Source organism: Dongia sp. (assembly GCF_041909655.1).
Classification (GTDB): Bacteria; Pseudomonadota; Alphaproteobacteria; order Dongiales; family Dongiaceae; genus Dongia.
In genome coordinates this window covers 71,950-95,270 of record NZ_JAYRDA010000003.1, presented here as the reverse complement: position 1 = coordinate 95,270, position 23,321 = coordinate 71,950, and the positions used below count along the sequence as shown (strand labels likewise).

16 protein-coding genes are annotated in these 23,321 nt (G+C 63.6%); 2 read left to right on the top strand and 14 right to left on the bottom strand.

Features of this window, described 5'->3' with window-relative positions; all coding sequences use genetic code 11:
- The first annotated feature begins 13 nt into the window (after positions 1-13).
- Positions 14-2,206, top strand: coding sequence for a catalase/peroxidase HPI (gene katG, locus ACE3PR_RS06635; protein ID WP_374369506.1), 2,193 nt, complete (start codon positions 14-16; stop codon positions 2,204-2,206).
- Between the two features lie 61 nt (positions 2,207-2,267).
- Here the strand turns inward: katG and chrA are convergent, their stop codons facing one another.
- The 13 genes from chrA to ACE3PR_RS06570 all read right to left on the bottom strand — a co-directional run bounded on the left by chrA (position 2,268) and on the right by ACE3PR_RS06570 (position 17,292).
- Complete coding sequence (chrA, locus tag ACE3PR_RS06630) at positions 2,268-3,623, bottom strand: chromate efflux transporter (protein ID WP_374369504.1); 1,356 nt, start codon at positions 3,621-3,623, stop codon at positions 2,268-2,270.
- Positions 3,620-4,450 carry a chromate resistance protein ChrB domain-containing protein gene (locus ACE3PR_RS06625; RefSeq protein ID WP_374369502.1) on the bottom strand — a complete coding sequence of 277 codons (831 nt, stop codon included), beginning with the start codon at positions 4,448-4,450 and terminating at the stop codon, positions 3,620-3,622. Before ACE3PR_RS06625 ends, chrA begins: the two co-directional genes overlap by 4 nt.
- 84 nt (positions 4,451-4,534) lie before the next feature.
- Positions 4,535-6,370 carry a SulP family inorganic anion transporter gene (locus ACE3PR_RS06620; protein ID WP_374369500.1) on the bottom strand — a complete coding sequence of 612 codons (1,836 nt, stop codon included), beginning with the start codon at positions 6,368-6,370 and terminating at the stop codon, positions 4,535-4,537.
- 5 nt (positions 6,371-6,375) lie between these two features.
- Complete coding sequence (locus ACE3PR_RS06615) at positions 6,376-8,142, bottom strand: TIGR01244 family sulfur transferase (protein WP_374369498.1); 1,767 nt, start codon at positions 8,140-8,142, stop codon at positions 6,376-6,378.
- Between the two features lie 43 nt (positions 8,143-8,185).
- Positions 8,186-9,061 carry an MBL fold metallo-hydrolase gene (locus ACE3PR_RS06610; protein WP_374369496.1) on the bottom strand — a complete coding sequence of 292 codons (876 nt, stop codon included), beginning with the start codon at positions 9,059-9,061 and terminating at the stop codon, positions 8,186-8,188.
- A gap of 117 nt (positions 9,062-9,178) precedes the next feature.
- A complete protein-coding gene (locus ACE3PR_RS06605; protein WP_374369494.1) occupies positions 9,179-9,493 on the bottom strand; it encodes an ArsR/SmtB family transcription factor in 315 nt (104 codons plus the stop codon).
- A gap of 79 nt (positions 9,494-9,572) precedes the next feature.
- Positions 9,573-10,466, bottom strand: coding sequence for a LysR family transcriptional regulator (locus tag ACE3PR_RS06600; RefSeq protein ID WP_374369492.1), 894 nt, complete (start codon positions 10,464-10,466; stop codon positions 9,573-9,575).
- A gap of 131 nt (positions 10,467-10,597) precedes the next feature.
- Positions 10,598-10,834: a formate dehydrogenase subunit delta gene (locus ACE3PR_RS06595; RefSeq protein WP_374369490.1), complete on the bottom strand. Its 237-nt coding sequence runs from the start codon at positions 10,832-10,834 to the stop codon at positions 10,598-10,600.
- Complete coding sequence (fdhD, locus tag ACE3PR_RS06590; protein ID WP_374369488.1) at positions 10,831-11,691, bottom strand: formate dehydrogenase accessory sulfurtransferase FdhD; 861 nt, start codon at positions 11,689-11,691, stop codon at positions 10,831-10,833. Before fdhD ends, ACE3PR_RS06595 begins: the two co-directional genes overlap by 4 nt.
- Positions 11,692-11,694: 3 nt before the next feature.
- Positions 11,695-14,532, bottom strand: a complete 2,838-nt coding sequence (gene fdhF / locus ACE3PR_RS06585) for a formate dehydrogenase subunit alpha (RefSeq protein ID WP_374369486.1) — start codon at positions 14,530-14,532, stop codon at positions 11,695-11,697.
- A 13-nt stretch (positions 14,533-14,545) separates the two neighbouring features.
- Positions 14,546-16,105: a formate dehydrogenase beta subunit gene (locus tag ACE3PR_RS06580; RefSeq protein WP_374369484.1), complete on the bottom strand. Its 1,560-nt coding sequence runs from the start codon at positions 16,103-16,105 to the stop codon at positions 14,546-14,548.
- The gene (locus ACE3PR_RS06575; RefSeq protein WP_374369482.1) at positions 16,105-16,584 is read right to left on the bottom strand and encodes a formate dehydrogenase subunit gamma; all 480 of its coding nucleotides are present in this window, start codon (positions 16,582-16,584) and stop codon (positions 16,105-16,107) included. The genes ACE3PR_RS06580 and ACE3PR_RS06575 overlap by 1 nt, the downstream gene beginning before the upstream one ends.
- A 180-nt stretch (positions 16,585-16,764) precedes the next feature.
- A complete protein-coding gene (locus tag ACE3PR_RS06570; protein ID WP_374369480.1) occupies positions 16,765-17,292 on the bottom strand; it encodes a GNAT family N-acetyltransferase in 528 nt (175 codons plus the stop codon).
- 49 nt (positions 17,293-17,341) lie between these two features.
- On the opposite strand from ACE3PR_RS06570, the gene ACE3PR_RS06565 reads away from it, so the two are divergent.
- Positions 17,342-18,127 (top strand): carbon-nitrogen hydrolase family protein, encoded by a 786-nt coding sequence (locus tag ACE3PR_RS06565; RefSeq protein ID WP_374369478.1) that lies wholly within the window; start codon positions 17,342-17,344, stop codon positions 18,125-18,127.
- A 127-nt stretch (positions 18,128-18,254) separates the two neighbouring features.
- Here the strand turns inward: ACE3PR_RS06565 and ACE3PR_RS06560 are convergent, their stop codons facing one another.
- Positions 18,255-23,258 (bottom strand): hypothetical protein, encoded by a 5,004-nt coding sequence (locus tag ACE3PR_RS06560; protein WP_374369476.1) that lies wholly within the window; start codon positions 23,256-23,258, stop codon positions 18,255-18,257.
- Positions 23,259-23,321 lie beyond the last annotated feature (63 nt).

Genomic DNA, 23,321 nt, shown 5'->3' with positions numbered 1-23,321 from the left:
AGGAGCCGCCGCCATGAATGACGTCAAAGCCGAAGCCAAATGTCCGTTCCACAATCCCGCCAGCGGCGGCACGTCAAACCGTGATTGGTGGCCCAATCAACTGCGCCTCGACATTCTCAACCAGCATTCCAGCCGCTCCGATCCGATGGGCGAGGATTTCGATTATGCGAAGGAGTTCAAGAGCCTCGATCTTGAGGCCGTGAAGCAGGATCTCCGCGCGCTGATGACAAGCTCGCAGGATTGGTGGCCGGCCGATTTCGGCCATTACGGCCCGCTTTTCATCCGCATGGCCTGGCATAGCGCCGGCACCTATCGCATCGGTGACGGGCGCGGCGGTGCCGGCGGCGGGCAACAACGCTTCGCGCCTTTGAACTCCTGGCCCGACAATGTCAGCCTCGACAAGGCGCGCCGCCTGATCTGGCCGGTGAAGCAGAAATACGGTCGCAAAATTTCCTGGGCCGATCTCATCATCCTCACCGGCAACGTCGCCCTCGAATCCATGGGCTTCAAGACCTTCGGTTTCGGCGGCGGTCGTGCCGATGTGTGGGAACCGGAAACCAATGTCTATTGGGGTTCCGAAACCGCCTGGCTTGCCGGGGATAAGCGCTATTCCGGCGAGCGCCAGCTCGAAGGCAATCTCGGCGCCGTGCAGATGGGCCTCATCTATGTCAATCCGGAAGGCCCGGACGGCAATCCAGATCCGCTGGCCGCGGCCAAGGACATCCGCGAAACCTTCAAGCGCATGGCGATGGATGACGAGGAAACCGTGGCGCTGATCGCCGGTGGCCATACCTTCGGCAAGACTCATGGCGCCGGCCCAGCCACCCATGTGGGCCCAGAACCCGAAGCCGCGGGTCTCGAGGAACAGGGCTTGGGCTGGAAGAGCAGCTATGGCTCGGGCAAGGGCGGCGATGCCATCACCAGCGGGCTCGAAGTCATCTGGACCACGACGCCCACCAAATGGAGCAACAATTTCTTCTGGAACCTGTTCGGCTATGAATGGGAATTGACCAAAAGCCCGGCGGGGGCCCATCAATGGATCCCCAAGGGCGGCGCCGGCGCCAATTCCGTGCCGGATCCCTTCGATCCGACGAAGCGCCGCACGCCTGCCATGCTGACCACCGATATCGCCCTGCGCGCCGATCCGATCTACGAAAAAATCTCGCGGCGCTTTCACGAGAATCCGGATCAATTCGCCGATGCCTTCGCGCGCGCCTGGTTCAAGCTCACCCATCGCGACATGGGACCGCGGGCGCGTTATCTCGGCAAGGAAGTCCCGGCCGAGGAATTGATCTGGCAGGATCCGGTGCCGGCGGTGGATCACAAGCTGGTCGAGGATGCGGACATTGCAACGCTCAAGGCCAAGGTGCTGGCGTCGGGCCTGACCGTTTCCGAATTGGTGACGACCGCCTGGGCCTCGGCCTCCAGCTTCCGCGGCTCGGACAAGCGGGGCGGTGCCAATGGCGCCCGCATCCGCCTCGCGCCGCAAAAGGATTGGGAGGTTAACCAGCCGGCGCAATTGGGGAAGGTGCTGAAGGTGCTGGAAGGCATCCAGTCCGAGTTCAACAAGGCGCAGAGCGGCGGCAAGAAAATCTCGCTCGCTGATCTCATCGTGCTTGCGGGCAATGCCGCGGTTGAAGCAGCGGCGAAGAAAGCCGGGCATAATGTCTCGGTGCCCTTTGCCCCCGGCCGCACCGATGCCAGCCAGGCGCAGACCGATGTTGAAGCCTTCGCCGTGCTGGAACCGATCGCCGACGGCTTCCGCAACTACCAGAAGGGCAAGCTGGGTTCGGTGGCCGAGCATCTGCTGGTCGACAAGGCCAATCTGCTGACGCTGACGGCGCCCGAGCTCACGGTTCTGGTGGGTGGCCTGCGGGTGCTGGGTGCCAATGTCGGCGGCGCGCAGCACGGCGTCTTTACCCAGCGCAAGGAGACGCTCGGCAACGATTTCTTCGTGAACCTCCTCGACATGGGCACGGAATGGAAGGCGACCGACGACGCGAAGGAAATCTATGAAGGCCGCGACCGCAAGACCGGTGACGTGAAGTGGACCGGCACCCGCGTCGATCTCGTCTTCGGCTCCAATTCCGTGCTCCGTGCCCTGGTCGAAGTCTATGGCAGCGCGGATGCGGAAAAGAAGTTCGTCGCTGATTTCGTGGCCGCCTGGACCAAGGTCATGAATCTCGACCGGTTCGATCTCGCCTGATCCGCTCTAAAAGCGATCTAGGCCGGGGTGGCGGCGGACTCCAAACGCCGCCACCCCGGTTTTAGAGCAGTGCCACCGCCAATCCGCAGGCGGAGGTCAGAGCGAGGGTTCCGGGAATACCCAGGCGGAAGCGGAACAGGGCGATGGCCGCCAGCAGGGACAGGGCCGCCGCGACCCCGTCCAGGCTGGCCGGCACTGGTAAGTCCAGTTGCACCGGACCCAATGTCAGCGGCGCAAGTGCCTGAAAGAGAACCCGCAGGCCGAACCACAAAGCAAGGTTGGCGATGACGCCGACCACCGCGGCCGTGATCGCCGCGAGGCTGGCGCTGAGTGCCCGGTTGGTTTGCAGCTTCTCGATCACGGGGGCCCCCAGAAACACGAAGGCGAAGCAGGGCGCGAAGGTGGCCCACAGGGTCAGCAAGGTCGCGAGCAGCGCCCCCGTCATGCCGCTGGGACCGGCGGCTGCGTTGTGCCCGGCGAGGAAGCCCACGAATTGCAGAACCAGGATGAGCGGACCCGGCGTCGTCTCGGCAAAGCCGAGGCCGGTCAGCATCTCGGCCGAGCTCAGCCAGCGATAGGTTTCGACCGCGTCCTGAGCCACATAAGCAAGCACAGCATAGGCCCCGCCGATGGTGACCACGGCCATCTTGGTGAAGAAGGTGGCGATATCGGCATAGGTGCCGCCGACAAAGGCGACGAGCACCACGACCGGCAGCAGCCACAGCACGATTGCGACCAATCCGAAGCGCCGAGCACTTTTCGCCAGGCGCTGGGCGCGACCGGGATCGGCCGCCAGCACGGCGTCTATCAGGGCGGTGTGGTCGTCCGATGCCGTACCGTGACCGCTGCCGTGAAAGGCCTGCGGGAACATCGCGCCGATGAGGCCCGCACCCAGCACCACCAGCGGGAAGGGCAGTTGCAGGACGAAGAGTGCCAGGAAAGCACCCACCGCCATTGCCACGGCAGCGCGCCCCTTGAGCGCGCGGCGCCCTATCCGCAGCAAGGCTTCCACCACCAGTACCAGCACCGCGCATTTCAAGCCGAAGAAAAGGGCCGCCACCAGCGGCATTTGCCCCAGGCTCACATAGAGGATCGATAGCCCCAGCATGACGATGGCGCCGGGCAGGATGAAGAGAAGCCCCGCCGCGAGACCGCCTTTGACGCCATGCATCAGCCAGCCGAGATAGGTCGCAAGCTGCTGCGCTTCCGGCCCGGGCAGCAAATTGCAGAAATTGAGCGCCTGCAGGAATCGACGCTCGCCGATCCAGCGTTTTTCGTCGACCACCACGCGGTGCATGAGGGCGATCTGTCCCGCCGGCCCGCCGAAGGATAAAAGGCCGACCTTCAACCAGACCCGCAGCATCGCCGCGAAGCTTGGAAAGGCGGGCACGATTTTCTCCTCTGTCATGAGGTTCATGCCCGGCCGCCATTGCCGCTCCCCGGCATCGGCCAATTGTGAGTCTCGCCCGTCGCATCCCGACACCAGCGATAGAAGGAATCATAGAGCAGCATGCTGGCATCCAGTTGTGCGAGATCATCGCGGTACATGCGCGACAGACCCAGCGAAGCGGCGAGCAGGCCGGCAGCCTGCGGGGCAAGATCCAGCCGGTCGGTATCGGCGCCCCGCACGATGGTGGCGAGCCGATCCAGCGGTGCCGATTGCAGGCCGAATTCCGCCAGCATCACGTCGAACGTGCAAAGTGCGCCGCGATGACTCCAGAAGACATTGTCGATGTCGAAGGGCGTCGCGTTGAAGCGTTCCGCCACAGCGAGAACCTCCGACGCAGCGACATAGAGAAAGATGGCGTCGCGATCGATGAAGCGCCGGATGAGCCACGGACAGGCGATGCGGTCGATCTTGGGCCGCGCGCGGGTTACCCAGATGGTGCGGCCCTTGGCGTCTCGCGGCGGAAAGGTGGCATCCTTCACCAGCACGCCACCGGCCTCCACCCACGCCAGGTGGCCGCCATCCAATGTCTCGGCGCGGATGCCGCCCTGGCGTAGCCAGGCGGCAACACCCTGGCTGAGCTTCAGCCCCTTCTGGCAAGTAACGACGACATCGCAGCCGTCATATTCTCCGGCCCAATCGGCGACGCGGGTATAATCGCGTCGCCGGGCGCTGGGCAGAAGACGCGGATCGGCGGCGAAATCGTCATCCATCCGCACATCGATGAGGCACGGCGCATCGGCCGTGCCGATCAAGCGGGAAAGCTGTTGAGGGGAAATCGTGTCGGGGCCAGGCATGATACGTCCACTCCAAATTGGGAGATCCGGACGCGATACTCCAGCCGAGGCCTCACGGGGCGATCGCGGTCAACCCCTTAGGTCTCATTTTGCTGATTCCAGGGCGGGCGTGTCAAGCAGCCCGGTTTCCTTGCGCATGACACCGATACAGGGCTCGGTGGGACGGATGGCCCGGCCATCGGCATGCTTGCCGGCGAGAAGGGCCGGGTCGAGATTGCGCATGGCCTCGAACTGGCTGAGGAAGACCAGCCCGCCATTGCTGGCGAGGTCTTCCAGGAAATGGCTGTTGCGCAAGGCATCCATCACCGGCCCCTTGACCTCCGAGAGATGGAACACGATCCCGGCATCCCGCAACCGGTGCTGGATGGCCTCCAGGCTTTCCAATGCGCTGGCATCGATGAGATTGACGGCGGGACACATCAGCACGATGTGACGCAATGCCGGCCGGCTTGCCATCTCGGCATAGATGCGGTCCTCGAGGGCGCGGGCATTGGCGAAGTAGAGGCTTTCGTCGATGCGCAGGCTGAGCACGCTCTCGCTCACCAGCACGGCATGGCGCTCGACATTGCGGAAATGCTCGGTGTCCGGCACCAGACCGACGATCGCCACATGCGGCCGGCTGGTGCGCCACAGGAAGAGCGCCAGCGACAGCCCGATCCCGGTGACGATGCCGGCTTCGACGCCGATTGTCAGCACCACAATCATGGTTGCCGCCATCGCCAGAAAATCGTGCCGGGAATAGCGCCAGACGCGCGGCAACGCCGTCAGATCGACCAGCGAGAGCACGGCGACGATGATGGTGGCGGCGAGGACTGCCTGCGGCAGATAGTGAAAGAGCGGCGTCAGGAACAGCGTGGTGAGCAGGATGCCGAGCGCCGTCATGGCGCCGGCCAAGGGTGTCGCGGCGCCGGCGTCGAAATTCACCACCGAGCGCGCGAAGCCGCCGGTCACCGGATAGCCGCCGCTGAAAGCGGCCGCGAGATTGGCGGCACCCAGCCCCAGCAATTCGCTGTCCGGCCGGATGCGCTGGCGGCGCTTGGCGGCCAAGGTTTGCGCGACCGAGATCGATTCCACGAAGCCGACCAGGCTCAGCAGCAAGGCGGCGGGCAGCAGGTCCGACCACAATTCGGCATCGAAGCGCGGCCAGGTGAGCGCCGGCAATCCTTGCGGAATGGCACCGACAACCCGCACACCCTGGCTTTCCAGGCCCAGCAGGACGACCGCGCTGGTCGAGGCCACGATTGCCGCGACCGGTCCGGCCTTGGCGATGATGTCGGCCAGGCGCGGATTGAGGCCGGTGCGGATCAGGAGCGGTTTGAGTGCGCGGCGGACCCAGAACAGAAAGGCAGTGGCGCCGGCGCCGATGATCAGGGTCGGCCAATTGATCCCGCCGATGCCGCCGGCCAGATTCGCCACGATATCGATCAGCGTATCGCCGCCAGCCTGGATCCCCAGGATGTGTTTCATCTGGCTCGCAGCGATTAGAAGGCCCGAGGCACTGATGAAACCCGAGATCACCGGATGGCTGAGGAAATTGGCGAGAAAGCCCAGCCGCGTCACGGCCATGGCGATCAGAATGAGGCCGGAGAGAAATGCGAGGATCAGCGCCGCCTCGATATAAGCGGGCGATCCCGGCGCCGCGACCTTGGCCGCCGCCGCCGCCGTCATCAGCGAGATGACGGCGACCGGTCCAACGGCGAGCGTGCGGCTGGTGCCGAAGATGCCATAGGCGATCAGCGGCAGGATGCTGGCATAAAGACCGATATGTGGCGGCAGACCCGCCAGCATCGCGTAAGCGAGGCTTTGCGGAATCAGCATGATCGTGACGATGATTGCCGCCACCGCGTCGCTGCCGGCGGATCTCGCATCGTAGGTCCTGGCCCAGCCGAGACAGGGCAACCAATGCTCGAGACGGGACATGGGCTTTAGCTGCGATTGGTTTTGACGGTATTCGGATCGACGCAGGCCGCTGCCGCTTCATGGGGCTGCGGCTGATGCGGCAGAATCTGCGGATTGGCCAGCCATTCGCGGCCTTTCAGCATGACGTCGAAATAAAGCCAGGGCAGCAGCGAGACCTTGGCGAACCAGGCGCTCCAGCGCGGCTTGGTGGAATCCCAGGGAAAGGTCGGCAGCAACTTGCCGCCATAGCCGAACTCGGCCATCACCACCTTGCCGCGTTCGACCGTCAGCGGGCAGGAGCCATAGCCGTCATAGATCGCGCGCGGATTGCCGCCATCGAGCACGGCCAGCACATTGACCGCCACGATCGGTGCCTGCTTGCGCACGGCGGCCGCTGTCTTGGCATTGGGCGTCGATCCGGCATCGCCTAGGGCAAAGACATTGCCATAGGCTTTGTGGCGCAGGGTTTCGGCATCCACATCGACCCAGCCGGCACCGTCGGCCAGCGGCGAATTGCGGATGAAGGCCGGCGCCGATTGCGGCGGCACCACATGGATCATGTCGAAATTCTTGGTCACCTGCTCGACCGAACCGTCGGCATTCTTGACCTCGAACACGGCTGTCTTTGTTTTGCCGTCGATGGATTTCAGGTTCGAATTGAAGGCCAGCTTCGCGCCGTAGCGTTCGACATATTTCATCAACGCGGGGACGTATTCCTTGACGCCGAAAAGGACGCCACCGGCATTGTTGAGCTCGACCTTCATGTTCTTGAGTATGCCCTGCCGCTCCCAGTGATGGCAGGAGAGGTACATCGCCTTTTGCGGCGCGCCGGCACATTTGATCGGCATCGGCGGTTGCGTGAACAAGGCAGTGCCGCCCTTCAGGGATTGCACCAATTCCCAGGTATAGGGGGCGAGGTCGAATTGGTAGTTCGAGGTAACGCCGTTCTTGCCGAGGGTTTCCTGCAGGCCCTCGATCAGATCCCAGCGCAACTCCAATCCAGGCGCCACAATCAAGGTGGCGTAGCCGATCGGTGTCCCATCCTCCAGCAGAACCGCATTGCCGGCCGGGTCGAAACCGGCGATCGCGGCCTTGATCCATTGCGCGCCCTTGGGGATGCATTCTTGCATGGGGCGCGATGTGGCGCGGCGGTCGAAGACACCACCGCCGACCAGCGTCCAGCCCGGTTGGTAGTAATGAATCTCCTTCGGCTCGACGATGGCGAGGCTGACGTCGCGGCGCCGCTTCAGCAGGCTGGCGGCGACGGCGCAGCCCGCGGCGCCACCGCCCACGATGACGACGTCGAACTGTCTTTGCGGGCGTTGCGGCCTCCCTGTCGCGCGTGTGCTGACGCTGAACTCGCCGCCCGTGTTCCAAAGCGTTTCAAGGCGTGGCCGCAAGGGGTTGAGGTCGTAACCGGCATCGGCGGCGACACCGACGATGACCGCGGGATCAAGCCGTGGTGCTTCGTTGAGCGCCCACAACGTGGTCGAGCGCGTGCCGGTGCGGCAGAAGGCCAGAACCGGGCCGCGCAATTCGGCCATGGCGGCGGCAAAAGCGGCGACATCGTCATCCGTGACCTTGCCGGAGACGACTGGAATATGGCGATAGCCGAGGCCCAGGCGCTTGGCGGCCGCCTCTAGTACCGCGCTGCTGGGCTGGCCCTCGCCCTCATTGTCGGGCCGGTTGTTGATGACCGATCGATAGCCGCGGGCAGCCAGGGTGCCGATATCGGCTTCGCTGATCTGCGGCGAAACGCTCAGGAACGGTGTCAGGCGACGCATGTTTTCCATTCGGTGTTTCCTCCAGCGGATTCTTGTTTTCCAGCACTCGCTGTCAGAGCGCGTTGATTGGCAGCTTGAGATAGGAGAGGCCATTCTCTTCCGCCGGCGGCATGTGACCGGCGCGCATGTTGACCTGCACCGAGGGAAGGATCAGGCGCGGCATGTCGAGCTTCTTGTCGCGGGCCTGGCGCATGGCGACGAAATCCGCCTCGCTCTTGCCGCCGCCCACATGGATGTTGTTGCGTTTTTCCTCGCCGACGGTGGTTTCCCAGATGTATTTGTCGCGGCCGGCCGGCAGATAATCGTGGCACATGAAAAGCCGTGTCGCTTCGGGCAGGGCGAAGAGCTTCTGAATCGAGCGGTAGAGCGTTGCCGCGTCGCCGCCGGGAAAGTCGCAGCGCGCGGTACCGTAATCCGGCATGAACAGGGTATCGCCAACGAAACCGGCATCGCCGATGAGATAGGTCATGCAAGCCGGTGTATGTCCCGGCGTGTGCATGGCGCGGGCCTCGATCGAGCCCAGCTTGAACGTGTCGCCATCCTTGAACAGGCGATCGAACTGGCGCCCGTCGCGCGCGAACTCCGTGCCGGCATTGAAGACCTTGCCGAAGGTGTCCTGCACGGTGACGATCTCCGTGCCGATGGCGAGGACGCCGCCGAGCTTTTCCTTCAGATAGGGCGCTGCCGAGAGATGATCGGCATGGACATGGGTTTCCAGCAGCCATTCCACCGACAGGCCGTGCTGCGCCACGAAGGCGATCAACTGATCGGCCGATTTCGTCTTGGTGCGGCCCGAGGCCGGATCGAAATCGAGAACGGAATCGATGATCGCCGCTTTCTTGGTGGCTGGATCGAAAGCGACATAGCTGACCGTGAAGGTGTCCGGATCGAAGAAGCCATGCACTTCGGGGCGCTTTGCTGACGGCATCGTGGTGTTCCTCCTCGGTGGTGTTGCTCGTAGTTGGACGCTAGCTCAGGAAATAACCCAGTAATTCAGTGTGAAAAATTGGTGGTAACACGCGGGATCGTGCGCCCGTTTGTCATCTCAATCGGCGTTGTCCTCGGCGCAGGCCGGCTGGCAATAGGTCGCGTAGAGAAACTCGATCAGTTTCCGGACGTCGTCGCGCGCCAAACCATAGAGGACGCTTTGGCCCTCGCGCCGCGGACTGGCGATGCCGTCCTTGCGCAGCAAGGCCAGTTGTTGCGACACCGCCGCTTCGCGCATCTCGGTGAGGCGCGCCAGTTCCGAAACCGATTTCTCGCCTTCGACCAGTTGGCAGAGGATCAGCAGACGCTTCGGATTGCCGAGCGACTTCATCAACTCGCTGACGGCATTGGCCGTCTGTTGCAAGGCTTCCATCTTCATATATTCAGATATATGCAATATTGCAGGTAACGCAAGGCTGGACTTACTCCTGCGTCAGCCGGTCGCGGCAGCCTTAGTGGCCGTCCTTAAATCCCGGAAATTGCATGGAAAAGATGGCGAGGCTGATCGGCGGCAGCGGCTCCCGGTCGGGTACGACCAGGCCCACCTGCCGGCTGATATCGGGCTCGACCAGATCGAGGGCGATGGCGCCGGAGGGCATGCCAAGGACCTGAATCAAGGATCGCGGCACGATGCTGGAGAGGCGCCCGGAGCGCACATGGGCGCAGAGATTGATCACCGAATTGGTTTCGAGCTGTGGGCGCGGTGCGCAATCCAGCGATTTGAAGATGCCGTCGATGATGCGCCGGTTCTGCATGTTGGGGGTAAGCAGACAAAGCGGCAGATCGGCCGCTTCGCGCCAGGTCGCCTTGGCGGCACCCCCCAGGGGTCCGTGCTCCGGCGTCAGCAACACATAACGCTCGGTATAGAGCGGTCGCTGCAGCACACCTTTTAAAGGCTCGTTGTCGAGATAGGTGATGCCGGCCTCGAGCTCGAAATGATCGAGGCCCTGCTGGATCTCGATCGAACTCGTCGACCAGACGGTGACCTTCACCTGCGGATGCCGGTCGTTGAAGGGATCGGTGACCAGCGGCACCAGCGGCAGAGCGGAAGGGATGACACCGAGGCGCAGATTGCCGGTAAGGCCGCGCTTCGCGTTCTGGATGCCCTGCCGCAATGAATCGTAGTCGGACAGAATGCGCCGCGCCCAGAGCAGCACTTCCTGGCCCTCGGGTGTGAAGCCCTTGAAGCGCTTGTCGCGCTCGACCAGCGGCACGCCCAATTCTTCTTCCAATTGCTTGATGGCGGTGGAAAGCGCCGGCTGGGTGATGTTGCAGGCCGCCGCCGCGCGGGCGAAATGCCGCTCGCGGGCAAGGGCGGCGAGATAAGCGAGCTGCCGGACCAGCATGTATTGGTGCTATCCCTGATTGTCATCCCCCGCGCAGGCGGGGGATCCATGAGTTACTTTCTTCAATTGCAGAGAAACTCGTGGATGGTCCGCCTGCGTGGACCATGACAGTAAAAACATGCGGGAAAACGTCAAGCGCTGGCTTTGAGATTCGTCTGCTGCGTGGCGAGCTGCTGCAGGGCCTTCAAGGTAAGCGGCTTCAAGCCGGCGCCACCGGCGGCAAGATGCGCGAAGATGCCTTGGCGCATGCGCGGGTCCCAGAATTTCTTGATATGGGTGGCGATGCCCTCGACGGCCTCGGCTTCCGGATAGCTCTGGAAGAAATCGGCGATCTGGTTCGCCATTGAGACCAAGCGATCGTTGTTCACGCAAAACTCTCCATCTCGATGCGTTCCGGGTGGCTGATGACGAGCAGGCTGTCGCTGCGCGCTAGGGCCGCCAAAGTGAGGTTGCTGGTATCGGCCAGTCGCCGCGCCATCAAGGTCGGTGCCGAAACCGCGACCAGGATCTTGATCCCGGCGATGACGGCTTTCTGTACCATTTCAAGCGAGCAGCGGCTGGTGATGATGGCAAAGCCGGATGCCGGGTCGATCTCGGCCTCCCCAATACCGCCGATCAGCTTATCGAGGGCATTATGGCGCCCGACATCCTCGCGTGCCAGCAGCAGGTGACCGTCGGCGGCGCAGAAAGCGGCGGCGTGGAGGGCGTGCGCCTGGGCATTGTAAAGCTGCGCCGCCGGCAAGGCGGCAAGGCCACGTTCGATCGCGGAGAGATCCACCTTGCCGCCATCGGCCAGAATGGGCAGATCGCGCGCCACCTGCTCCAGGCTGTCGAGCCCGCAGAGGCCGCAGCCGGTGCGTCCGGCCAGGGTGCGGCGGCGTTCCTTCAACCGCCAGAAGGATTCGGGAGCAAGGTCGATGCGGAGCTCGATGCCCTTTTCATGCGGCACGGCCTCCACATCGCGGATCTCGGCCGCATTCTCGATGATGCCTTCGCTCAACGAGAAGCCGCGCGCGAAATCGCTCAAATCCGCGGGGCTCGCCATCATGACGGCGTGAGAGATGCCGTTATAGACCAACGCCACCGGCACTTCCTCGACCAGATGATCGAGCCGGTCGATCTGGTGGCCGTCGAAACGCAATTGCCGCAATTTAACGGCGGCGACGACCGGCGGCAATTCCGCCGCCGATCCATCTTCCGTCCCGTCCTGCGGCCTTGTCTTCATCTTTTATTCGGCCGCTTTGGCGATGCGCCGTGTGGCATCCCGGAACAGGGCATTGTCGCGCTGCCATTCCGATTGCATGTTAGAGAGGCGCACTTCCACCGCCGTCACCTTGTATTCCGGGCAATTGGTCGCCCAATCCGAGAAATCGGTGGTGATGACATTGGCGCCGGTGCCGACATGGTGGAAGGTCGTGTAGACCACACCCGGCTGCATGCGCTCGGAAATGACGGCCTTCAGCGTGGTCTCGCCCACCCGGCTCATGACCGAGACATTGTCGCCGTCGCGGATACCGCGTTCCTCGGCATCATGGGCGTGGATTTCCAGGACGTCCTCGGGATGCCAGGCGACGTTCTCGGTGCGACGTGTCTGCGCGCCGACATTGTATTGCGAGAGGATGCGGCCGGTGGTGAGCAGCAGCGGGAAGCGCGGTCCGACGCGTTCCTCGGTCGCCACGAATTCGGTGATCATGAAGCGGCCCTTGCCACGCACGAACTTGCCGATATGCATGGTGGGCGTGCCGTCGGGGGCGGCGTCGTTGCAGGGCCACTGGATCGAACCCATCTCCTCGAGCTTCTCATAGGAGACATTCTTGAAGGTGGGTGTCAGACGGGCGATCTCGTCCATGATCTCGGACGGATGGCTGTAGCTCATCGGATAGCCCAGCGCATTCGAGAGCATGATGGTGACTTCCCAATCGGCGTAGCCGGGTGCCGGCGGCACCGCCTGGCGGACGCGGTTGATGCGCCGTTCGGCATTGGTGAAGGTGCCGTCCTTCTCGAGGAACGTCGTGCCCGGCAGGAAGACATGGGCGTAATTCGCCGTCTCGTTCAAGAAGATGTCCTGCACGACGACGCATTCCATCGCTTCGAGACCCGCGGTCACATGCTTGGTGTTGGGATCGGATTGGGCGATGTCCTCGCCCTGCACATAGATGCCCTTGAAGGTGCCGTCGATGGCGGCATCCAGCATGTTGGGGATGCGCAGACCGGGTTCCGGATCCAGCGTCACACCCCAGGCCTGGTTGAACTGCTCGCGCACGTCATCTGTGGAAATGTGGCGATAGCCGGGAAGCTCGTGCGGGAACGAGCCCATGTCGCAGGAGCCCTGCACGTTGTTCTGGCCGCGCAACGGATTCACGCCGGCACCGACATGGCCGACATTGCCGGTCGCCATGGCGATATTGGCCATGCCCATGACCATGGTCGAACCCTGGCTGTGCTCGGTGACGCCGAGGCCGTAATAGATTGCAGCATTATTGACGCTGGCATAGAGCCGCGCTGCGGCGCGGACCTCGGCGGCCGGCACGCCGGTATATTTCTCGGCCGCTTCCGGCGAGTTGCGCTCTTCGGACACGAAGGCGCGCCAGCGGTCGAATTCCATCATGTCGCAGCGTTCGCGCACATAATCTTCCTTGACCAGGCCTTCGGTCACGATGACATGGGCAAAGGCATTGATCATGGCGACATTGGTGCCGGGTTTCAGCGGCAGATGATGATCGGCCTTGATATGCGCCGATTTCACCAGATCGATGCGGCGGGGATCGACGACGATAAGCTTCGCCCCCTGGCGCAGGCGGCGCTTCATGTGGCTGGCAAAGACCGGATGGCCGTCGGTCGGATTGGCGCCGATCACCATGATGACATCGGCCGAGGCGACCGAATCGAAATTCTGTGTGCCGGCCGAGGTGCCGAAGGTCTGCGACAGGCCATAGCCGGTGGGCGAATGGCAGACGCGGGCGCAGGTATCGACATTGTTCACGCCGAAACCGGCGCGGATCAGTTTCTGCACCAGATAGGTTTCTTCATTGGTGCAGCGCGAGGAGGTGATGCCGCCCACGGCACCCTTGCCATATTTCGCCTGGATGCGCTTGAACTCGTTGGCGGCATGGCCGATCGCTTCTTCCCAAGAGACTTCGCGCCAGGGATCGGTGATCTTTGCCCGGATCATCGGCTTGGTGATGCGGTCCTTGTGGGTGGCATAGCCCCAGGCGAAGCGGCCCTTGACGCAGGAATGGCCGTGATTGGCCTGGCCGTCCTTGTAGGGCGTCATGCGCACGACTTCAGTGCCGCGCATTTCCGCCTTGAACGAGCAGCCCACGCCGCAATAGGCGCAGGTGGTGACGACGGAATGTTCCGGCTGGCCGGCTTCGATGACGGTCTTTTCCATCAGGGTCGCCGTCGGGCAGGCCTGCACGCAGGCGCCGCAGGAGACGCATTCACTCCCCAGGAAATCTTCCTTCTGCCCAGCCGAGACGGTGGACGCGAAACCGCGGCCATCGATGGTGAGGGCGAAGGTGCCCTGCACTTCCTCGCAGGCGCGGACACAGCGCGAGCAGACGATGCATTTCGAAGCATCGAAGGTGAAATAGGGATTGCTCTCGTCCTTCTTGGCGCCGAGATGGTTTTCACCCGCAAAGCCGTAGCGCACATCACGGAGGCCCACGACGCCCGCCATATCCTGCAGCTCGCAATCGCCATTGGCCGCACAGGTCAGGCAATCGAGCGGGTGGTCGGAGATGTAAAGCTCCATGATGTTGCGGCGGAGCTTGGCGAGCTTGCCGGTCTGGGTCCAGACCTTGAGGCCGTTTTCAGCCGGGGTGGTGCAGGAGGCCGGCGTGCCCTTGCGTCCCTCGATCTCAACTGCGCAAAGGCGGCAGGAGCCGAAGGCCTCGACGCTGTCGGTGGCGCAGAGCTTGGGCACCTTGGTACCCATCTCGGCCGCCGCGCGCATGATCGAGGTGCCTTCCGGTACGGTGACTTCCTGGCCGTCGATGGTGAGGGTCACCATCTTGGTGGAAAGCCGGATCGGCGTGCCGAAATCGGTTTCTTTGATCAGGGTCATGGCTGTTTCTCCATCACTCCGCAGCGGCTTTTGCCGTCGGGCGATTGAAATCTTCGGGGAAGTGGCGGATGGCACTCTGCACCGGGAAGGGTGTGAGACCACCCAGCGCGCAAAGCGAGCCGTCCAGCATGGTGTCGCAGAGATCGGCCAGCAGAACCTTGTTCTTCTCCGGCTCGATACCGTGGCGGATGCGGTCGATCACCTCGACGCCGCGCGTCGAACCGATGCGGCAGGGCGTGCACTTGCCGCAGGATTCAACCGCGCAGAACTCCATCGCAAAGCGCGCCTGCAGCGCCATGTCGACATTGTCGTCGAAGACCACGATGCCGCCATGGCCCAGCATGCCCTTTGCGGCCGCCATGGCTTCGTAATCCAGCGGCGTGTCGAGAAGCGCATCGGGAAAATAGGCCCCCAGAGGCCCGCCGATCTGCACCGCGCGCAAGGGCCGGCCGCTCGCCGTGCCGCCGCCGAAATCGTAGATCGCCTGGCGCAAGGTAATGCCGAAGGCCTTCTCGACCAGGCCGCCATATTTGATGTTGCCGGCAAGCTGCAGTGGCATCGTCCCGCGCGAGCGGCCCATGCCGTAATTCTTGTAGAACTCGGCACCCTTGTCGAGGATGGTCGGCACGGCGGCCAGCGACAGCACGTTGTTGATCACGGTCGGCTTGCCGAAGAGACCTTTCAATGCGGGGAGCGGCGGCTTTGCGCGCACCATGCCGCGCTTGCCTTCCAGGCTTTCCAGCAGCGAGGTTTCCTCGCCGCAAATATAGGCGCCGGCACCGAGCCGCGCTTCCAGTTGAAAGGCACGGCCGGAATTCAGAATGTCCGGTCCCAGGAAGCCGGCGCGGTTGGCCGCGACGATCGCATCCTGCATGCGCTTGAAGGCTTCCGGATATTCGCTGCGGATATAGACGAAGCCCTTCGTGGCCCCCACCGCCATGCCGGCGATGGTCATGCCCTCGATCAAATGGAAGGGGTCGCCTTCCATCAGCATACGGTCGGCAAAGGTGCCGCTATCGCCCTCATCGGCATTGCAGACGATGTATTTCTGCTCGGCCACCGCCCCCAGCACGGTCTTCCATTTGATGCCGGTGGGGAAGCCGGCGCCACCGCGGCCACGCAAGCCGCTCTGCGTCACTTCCTCGACGATCGCTTCCGGCGTCATGGTGACGGCGCGGCGCAGGCCCCGATAACCCTCGGTCGCTTCGTAATCAGCGATGCTCAACGGATCGACGATGCCGCAGCGGATGAAGGTCAGGCGCTCCTGCTTCTTGAGGTAGTCGAGTTCCTCCGGCTTGCCGAGGTGGAGCGCATGACCACTCGCCCCCGTCAGGAAACCGGCATCGAGCAGGCCACGGACATCGGCCGGGGTTACCGGGCCATAGGCGATGCGGCCCTTCTCGGTCACCACTTCCACCATCGGCTCCAGCCAGAAAAGGCCGCGGCTGCCGTTGCGGATGATCTCAAACTCCAGGCCGCGCGCCTTGGCTTCCACCTGGAAGGCGCGCAGCACCGCGTCGGCACCCAGGGCCAAGGCGGCTGAATCGTTGGGGACGTAAAGGCGCGTCGTCATCAGCGTTTTCCCTCGATCAATCGGTCGAAGCGCTCGGGCGTCACGCGCGCATGCAATTCGCCGTCGATCATCATGGCGGGTGAACAGGCGCAGAGGCCGAGGCAATAGACGGCTTCGAGCGTATAGAGGCGGTCGGCGCTGGTGGTGCCGAATTCGGTCTTCAGGCGCTGCGCCACATGTTCTTCGAGGCGACGGCCATCCATCGATTGGCAGGCTTCGGCGCGGCAGACCTTCACCACATGGCGGCCGGCCGGTTCCTTGCGGAAGTCATGATAGAAACTGACCACGCCATGAACTTCGGCGCGGCTGAGATTGAGTTCGTCGGCGATGATCGGCACGGCGCCAGCATCGACATAACCGAAATGATCGTTGAGCGCATGGAGGATGGGGAGCAAGGCCCCGTCCAGAGTCTTGTTCTCCTGCACGATGCTGCGGGCAGCATCGTCGTTCCAGGACCTCGCGGCGGCTAATCCCGACATCTATCTATTTCCTTCCAGGCGGCTGGACCTGTTCTTGTTCGGAAGCATTAGGTCTCCGCCTCCAGCCTTGGTGTCGCAAAAGCGACAGGAGATAAGTAAATCCGCACAATATCTAAGGTTCAAATCGGTTTGGATAATGATCTGATAAACAGAATTTATCAAAAAGGGACATTTTGTCGATCAGGCGCCGGCCGATACACCTTCGCCTTCATCAATCCCAAAGCTTACGGGATAAATTATCCTGCCTTTTTCGCCACTTAAGGCGCCAGCGCGCAATTCCAGCCCCATGAAGGCCGGACCCTGGAAGGGCGCCTTGAAACCGGCGGTCAGGGCGGCCCGGAAACCGAATTTTCCATAATATTCCGGATGCCCCAGGACGATCACGGCATCCCAGCCCAGCGCGCGGGCTTCCGCCAATCCGGCCCGGGCTAATAATTGGCCGATCCCGCGCCGCTGATAAGCCGGGGCTATCCCAAGCGGCGCCAACGCCAAGGCACGGATCGCCTTGCCGTCGACTTCGACGAGCAGGGGCGAGAAAAGAACGTGGCCGACAACAGCCTCGTCCTCGATCGCCACCAGCGAAAGGGTATCGAGGCCGTCGGCGGCGAGATCGGCCACCAACCTGCCTTCGCCGGGCCCGCCAAAAGCCGCGTCATGAATTTTTCTGATGGCGGGCAAATCCGCCGCTTCCGCCTTCCGGATCATCATTCTTCCCATATAGGCTGGCGCGCCTCGTCACCCAACAGGATTCCGTGTGATGCGCCTTGCACTTTACCAGAACGACAGCCTGCCCGGCGACACGGCCCGGCAATTGGCCTCGCTCACCCGCCTCGCGCAGGGCCAGCGGGGCAAGGCCGATCTTTTGGTGACACCGGAATTGTTCATGACCGGCTATCGTCTTGACGCGGCGGAGATGACGCGACTTGCCGAACCGGCCGACGGTCCGTTCGCGCGCGCCGTTTCGGAACTCGCACGCGAGACCGGAATTGCCATCCTTTACGGCTTTCCCGAACGCAACGGCGGGCAGGTCTTCAATTCGGTGCAGGTCTTCGGCGGTGACGGGACGTGTTTGGCGCTTTACCGGAAGCTGCATCTCCCCAGCGATGACGAGCGCGCGATCTTTGCGACCGGCGATCGCATCGTCACCTTTGATCTCCTGGGATTCAAGCTGGCGCCGCTCATCTGCTACGATATCGAATTTCCGGAATCAATGCGCGCCTGTGTCGAAGCCGGCGCCGATCTGGTGCTGGCGCCCACAGCCCTGCGCCGGCATTGGTCGCAGATCGCCGAGATGATGATCCCGGTCCGGGCCCTCGAAAGCGGCGCCTATCTCGCCTATTGCAACTTCGCCGGATCGGAGGCGGATTGGGATTACGCTGGCCTCTCCTCGATCTGCGGCCCGGATGGCCAGGTGCTGGCACGAGCCGGTGCGCATGAAGAAGTGATCACGGCGGAATTCGATCCTGCCGCTATTGCCGCGGCGCGGGCGCGGCTCCCCTATCTCAAGGACAGGCGGTTCAGGCTGATGGGGCCGATGCCCTAATTGTCCCGAAACCCTATTTGTCATGGCCCGCTTTAGGCGGGCCATCCACGAGTTTCGCAACGACTGAAGAAAGCAACTCGTGGATCCCCCGCCTGCGCGGGGGATGACAGTTAAAGCCGCAGCCCGCTCAATTATCCTGATTGCGCCCCAGGCTCTTCGACATGATGAGATAGAGCTTGCCGACATCGGCGGTGATGATGGCGGCGTTGAGGACGGCTTCTGGATCGGCCTTGGCCGATTGCGTCAGCAGATCCTCGAACTTCTTGAGATAGCGGTCGACGAGATCGTGAAAGCGTTCGTCGCGGCTGTAGCGCTGTTCGATGGCCGGGATGATATAGGCGTCCTTGCCGCGGAAGAGCCGCCGCGCGAAGACCGACCGGTCGCCTTCGCGGTAACGCTTCCAGATATCGTCGGGGATTTCGCTGTCGAGCAGCGAATGGATGTCGAGGGCGAGGCCGTTCAGTTCCTCGATCATCACCGAGGCGGCGCGGAGGAACGCATCGCGGGTCGAGCTGTTCTGCGTCTCGCGCAATTTGTCGATCCGCTCCAAAGCGAGCTGGGAGGTCTTGGCAAGTTCCAGGCTCTGCCCCTTGAAGGCCTCGCCCAGTTCCAGCGCCTTCGCCTGGGCCTGGTCGAGCGAACGGCCGAAACCTTCCGCCTGGCGTTCGAAGCTCTGGCCGATGGCGCCGACGCGGGAAGCCGCGTTTTCGGCCGCGCGGCTCATCGCCTCGATGCGCTTGTCGATATCCGTGCCGAGCCCGGCCAGATGCTGGTTCATGCGCGCCGCTGCCTGGGCCAGCGATTCCACCTGGCGGTTCAAGATCTCGCTCGCCTGCTGCGCATCGCCGCGCGCCCCTTCGGCGCTGGCCTTGGCGGCCAGGGCGGCGTCGTTGAATTCCTTGGCCTGGGCGCGCAATTGCGCGCGCACATCCTCGGCCATCTCATGAACGCGGTTGGAGAGGTCGGTCAATTCCGTCACCTGTTCGGCCACCGCCGCCTTGACGCTGCCCACCTGCAGAGCCGCGCGTTTGGTCACCTGCGACAGGGCTTCGGCGCCGTCGCGGAAGAGTTCGATCGTCTCCTTCGCCTGGCGGGTGCTTTCGCTGGTCGTATTGCGCAGACTTTCCGACAGGGTCTGGGCCGAGATGTTGAGGGCGGACAGCTGATTCTGGCCTTCCTTGCCGACCGCCGCCACTTGCTCGACGCGTTGACCGAGGGTGACGTTGAGCTGCTGCTGGCGCGAGACGGCCTGGTCGGTGATGGCCGAGAGAATCTCGGCCTGGGCGGCCAGCGATTTACCCATCTGCTCCAGTTTGTCGCGTGCCATTTCCGAGGCATCCGACAATTGCCGCGTATGTGCCTCATAGAGGCTCGCAAGCTCGCCCGTGCGCCTGCCACCTTCCTCGCTCGCGGCCTTCACCAGATCGCCCTGCCGGGTGACCTCATCCTTCAGGCCGATGACCTGCAACGTCGCCTTGGCCGCGAGATCCTCGATGCCGATCAGTCCGGCGCGCATCTGTTCCTGGAGACTGCCCGCGGCGCCACTTGCCTTCGTCGCGGCGGTCGCGAGGTTCTCGGCTTCGGCATGGAAGATGGTGCCGATCAGGTTGGCCTCGATCTGGATCTTCTGCGCCGCGTTGGACAGCTCCTCGATCTGTGCCTTGAGGCTTTCGCGCACCTCGTCGGTGGCTCCCTTGGTGCGGGCAAGGGCGGCGTTGAGATCCTCGTTCTGGCGCATCAGGTTCTGGCCCAGCTCGATCGCGGCAAGGCCAGCCTGTTCCGTCGCGGCCTTGAGATTGGCGGCATTCCGTTGCACGATCGATTGCAGCGCATCGGCGAGATCGCCGGCCTGGCGCTGCATGACCCTTCCTGCCTCCTGGGCGCGCTCGCTGATATCCAGCCCCGCACTCCGCGCCAGATCGGCCTGGCCGGACAACGCGTCGCGCATGGTGATCGCGACCTCGGTCGCTTGCTCGGCGGCCTTGCCCAGCGTCATCGCTTGCGAGCTGGCATTGGCATGGAGCTTCTCGCTGAGTGCCGTAAGCTCGCCAAGCCGTCGCTCGATATCCAGCTGCTGCTCGGCGAGGCGCGTGCGCAGAACCGCCGCGCTGCGTTCCCCCGCATCACCCAAGGCCTGGGTCTGTTCGCCGGTCAATTGTGCGAAGCGGTTGGTTGAATCCACGATCATGGCGGCAAGGTTCTCGGCCTGAACGCGGGCGGCCGCTCCCAATCCTTCTGTCTGCTGCACCGCTGTGGCCGCGGCCGCGGCGATCTCCTGCGCTTGCAATCGCAGGGCGCTGGCGAAATGCTCGGCGGCATCGCGCGAGGCCGCGATCAATTCGTCGCGCTGATGCTGGGTGACGCCTTCCAGGGCCGCACTCTTGGTGGCGACCATCTCGGCCGCTGCCACGAATTCATCCGCCTGACGCCGCAGGATGTCGCGGAAGCCTTCCGCCGCTGCCTGCGCCGCGTCGATCAACTGGTCGCGATGGCTGAGGATGGTGCCGTCCAGCGCCGTGGTGCGGTTGATGAAGGTCTGGGTGAGGTCCTCCATATTCGACATCTGCCGGTCGATCTCGCTTTTGAGGGCGATCACATGGGTGTCGAGCTCGGCACGTATTTCGCCGGCTGCGTCGTGTCCGACTTCGGCCAGGCGATCGCGCTGCGCATTGATCGTATCTTCCAGCACGCGCGTCTTCGCCACCACGGCATCGAGGCCGTTGACGATGGCGCTTTCATTCTCGCGCAGGCGTTGAGCCAGGCGTTCGGCGGCGCGGTCCGCCGCCTGCACCAATTGCTGGCCCTGGGCGTCGATGGCAGCACCCAGGCGCCGGCTGGTATTTTCTTGGGCGTCATTGAGCGTGGCAAGACGCTCTTCCTGACGCTTCAGCAGATCGGCAAAGAGGGCGGCGTGGGATTCCGCAGCATCGTCCAGATGATGGCTGGCGGCGGTCAGTGCCTGCAGGCTGGAATTCTGCCGAACTTCACCCAGCGCATTCAATTCCTCAAGCTTCAGAATCTCGGAATCGATCTGCTGGCGCAATTGCACGGCGGCGGCATTGGCAGCACCGCTCAGGCGCTCACGCTGGGCATCCACGAGCGCGATGAGCCGCGCGGTCTCGGCATCGGTATGGCTGGCCGTTCCCTGGATTCCCTTCACCATCTCGGCAAAACGCTGGCCGATATGATCGCCGAGCCGCGCCGTCGTTTCCTCGAAATTGCCGGCTTCCGCGCGCAAGGCGGATTTTGCTGCCTGGTTCTGCTCGGTGATCTTGTCGATGAGGGCGCGGACCAGGGCACCGCTTTCCCCGGCCATATGATCGAGGGCATGCCGGAACTGGGTCGAGGCCATGAGGGCGGCGTTGGTCAGGCGCTCGGCCTGTTGCCGTGCCGTCTGTTCCAGCGCCACATTGTCCTTGCCGGCCTGGGCGGCTGTTTCGGTGATGACGTCGCCGACCTTGGTGAGCGAATGCGTGAACTCGGCCGAAAGTGCCTTGGCGGCGGCGATCGCGTGATCGCCTTCCTCGCGCATCTGGCGCTGGATCTCGGCGGTCTTGCGCATCACTTCGCCGACCGTCGCGGTGGCGGTCGCCGAAACCAGTTCGTGATGGCGGCGCAGGGTTCCGGCGAAGCGCTCGGCACTGGCCTCCGCCTGGTCGTAAATATCCTTGCTCTGGCGCTCGAGTGCGGAGAGGACGGCGACGATCCGCGTCTCGGTCGCTTTTGCCAACGAATCGAGAATCGTCTGCTCCGCCGCCGAACGCTGCGCCAGCTTGTCGCCGGCTTCAGCGATCGCCCGGTCGAAGGCCGCGACCTGACCCGACAAGGTCTCGCCCATCTGCCGATAACGTTCGATCGCGTGTTCTTCGGCGCCCTGGAGCCCGGCCATTTCATTGGCGATCTCGCCGCGCATCAAGGCGAAGGCGTCGGTCGAACGCTGCGTCAGGCGCGCTGCCTGGGCGGCGAGGGCCGCCTGTAATTCCTCGCTGGCGTCCACCGCCTGGGCCTTGGCGGCATTGATGCTGTTGACCTGCAAGCCCAATTGGTTCGCGAGGTCGTTGGCATGACGCGCCGATTGTTCGACGATCTCCGCAGCGACGCGGTGAAGCGAGGCTTCGCTCGCGGCGGCGCTGCGCTGCCCGGCCGCGACGGCCTCGGCTGCATCGGCGGAAATGCGCGCGACCAATCCTTCGATCGCGGTGTTGGCACGGGCCAGGATATCGTCGATCGCCGCCAATTGCCGGTCGCCGGCCTCACCCAGGGCACGGCCCTCGCGCCGCGCCGTCTCGCCCGCCTCGTCCAGGCGCCGCGTCACATTGAGCAATTCATTGCGCAGCGCGAAAGTCGCCTTCTCGGCGCTTTCGGCGACGATTTCCGCCTGACGTTCGACGGCATCGCGAATATCGGCACCGTGATCGATCACCCGGTCGATGATGCCGGTGATCTCGACACGCTTGGCTTCGAAGGCGGCGATGATGCGCTCGGCCGAGCTGTCGGCAAGGGCGGTGAGGGAATCCCGCTCGGTTTCGCTGGCGCTGGCGATGGCCGCCTTCTGCGCCGACAACACGTCCTGCATGTCCGAGAGCATCTGGCGCTGGGCCGCCAATTGCTCGGCGATGGAATCGGATTGGGCGCGGGCGGCACCGGCCGCTTCCATCAAATCGCCGCGCTGGCGCTGAAAGCGGTTCTCGATCTCGGCAAGGGCTTGCGCCGCATCCTCGGTGACCCCCTTGAGCTCGACCGATTGCCGCCGGATCGCATCGGCGATGGTGGCGACGCGCTGTTCGGCCTGGGGATTGGGATAGGTGAGGAGGTTAAGCTGCTGGCTGAGGAGTGCCGTCTGCCGCTCCAGATCGCGGCCGCGCGAGATATAGGCGATCACGATCCAGATGAAGATCGCCGGCGCGATGAAGGCGATGATGATGGTGGCAAGCTCTGCCGGCAGCAATTCCTGGAGGTTCTCCAGGCCCACGGCCTCGGCCACATGCCAGCCGTAAAGCAGGAACCAGGCAAGGCTCAGCAAGCTGCCCAGGATCACCGCATGACGGTGAGGCCGCGCGTTGACATTGCCATTGCCGCTCCCCTTCAGGAGTCCGCGCGCCGCACCTGCGTCCTGATCCCCTTTGCCCATACCCTGTTCCCGCCGCTGGCCGATCGATGTTGCTGGAAGAAGTCCCGATCGGAAACACTAAGC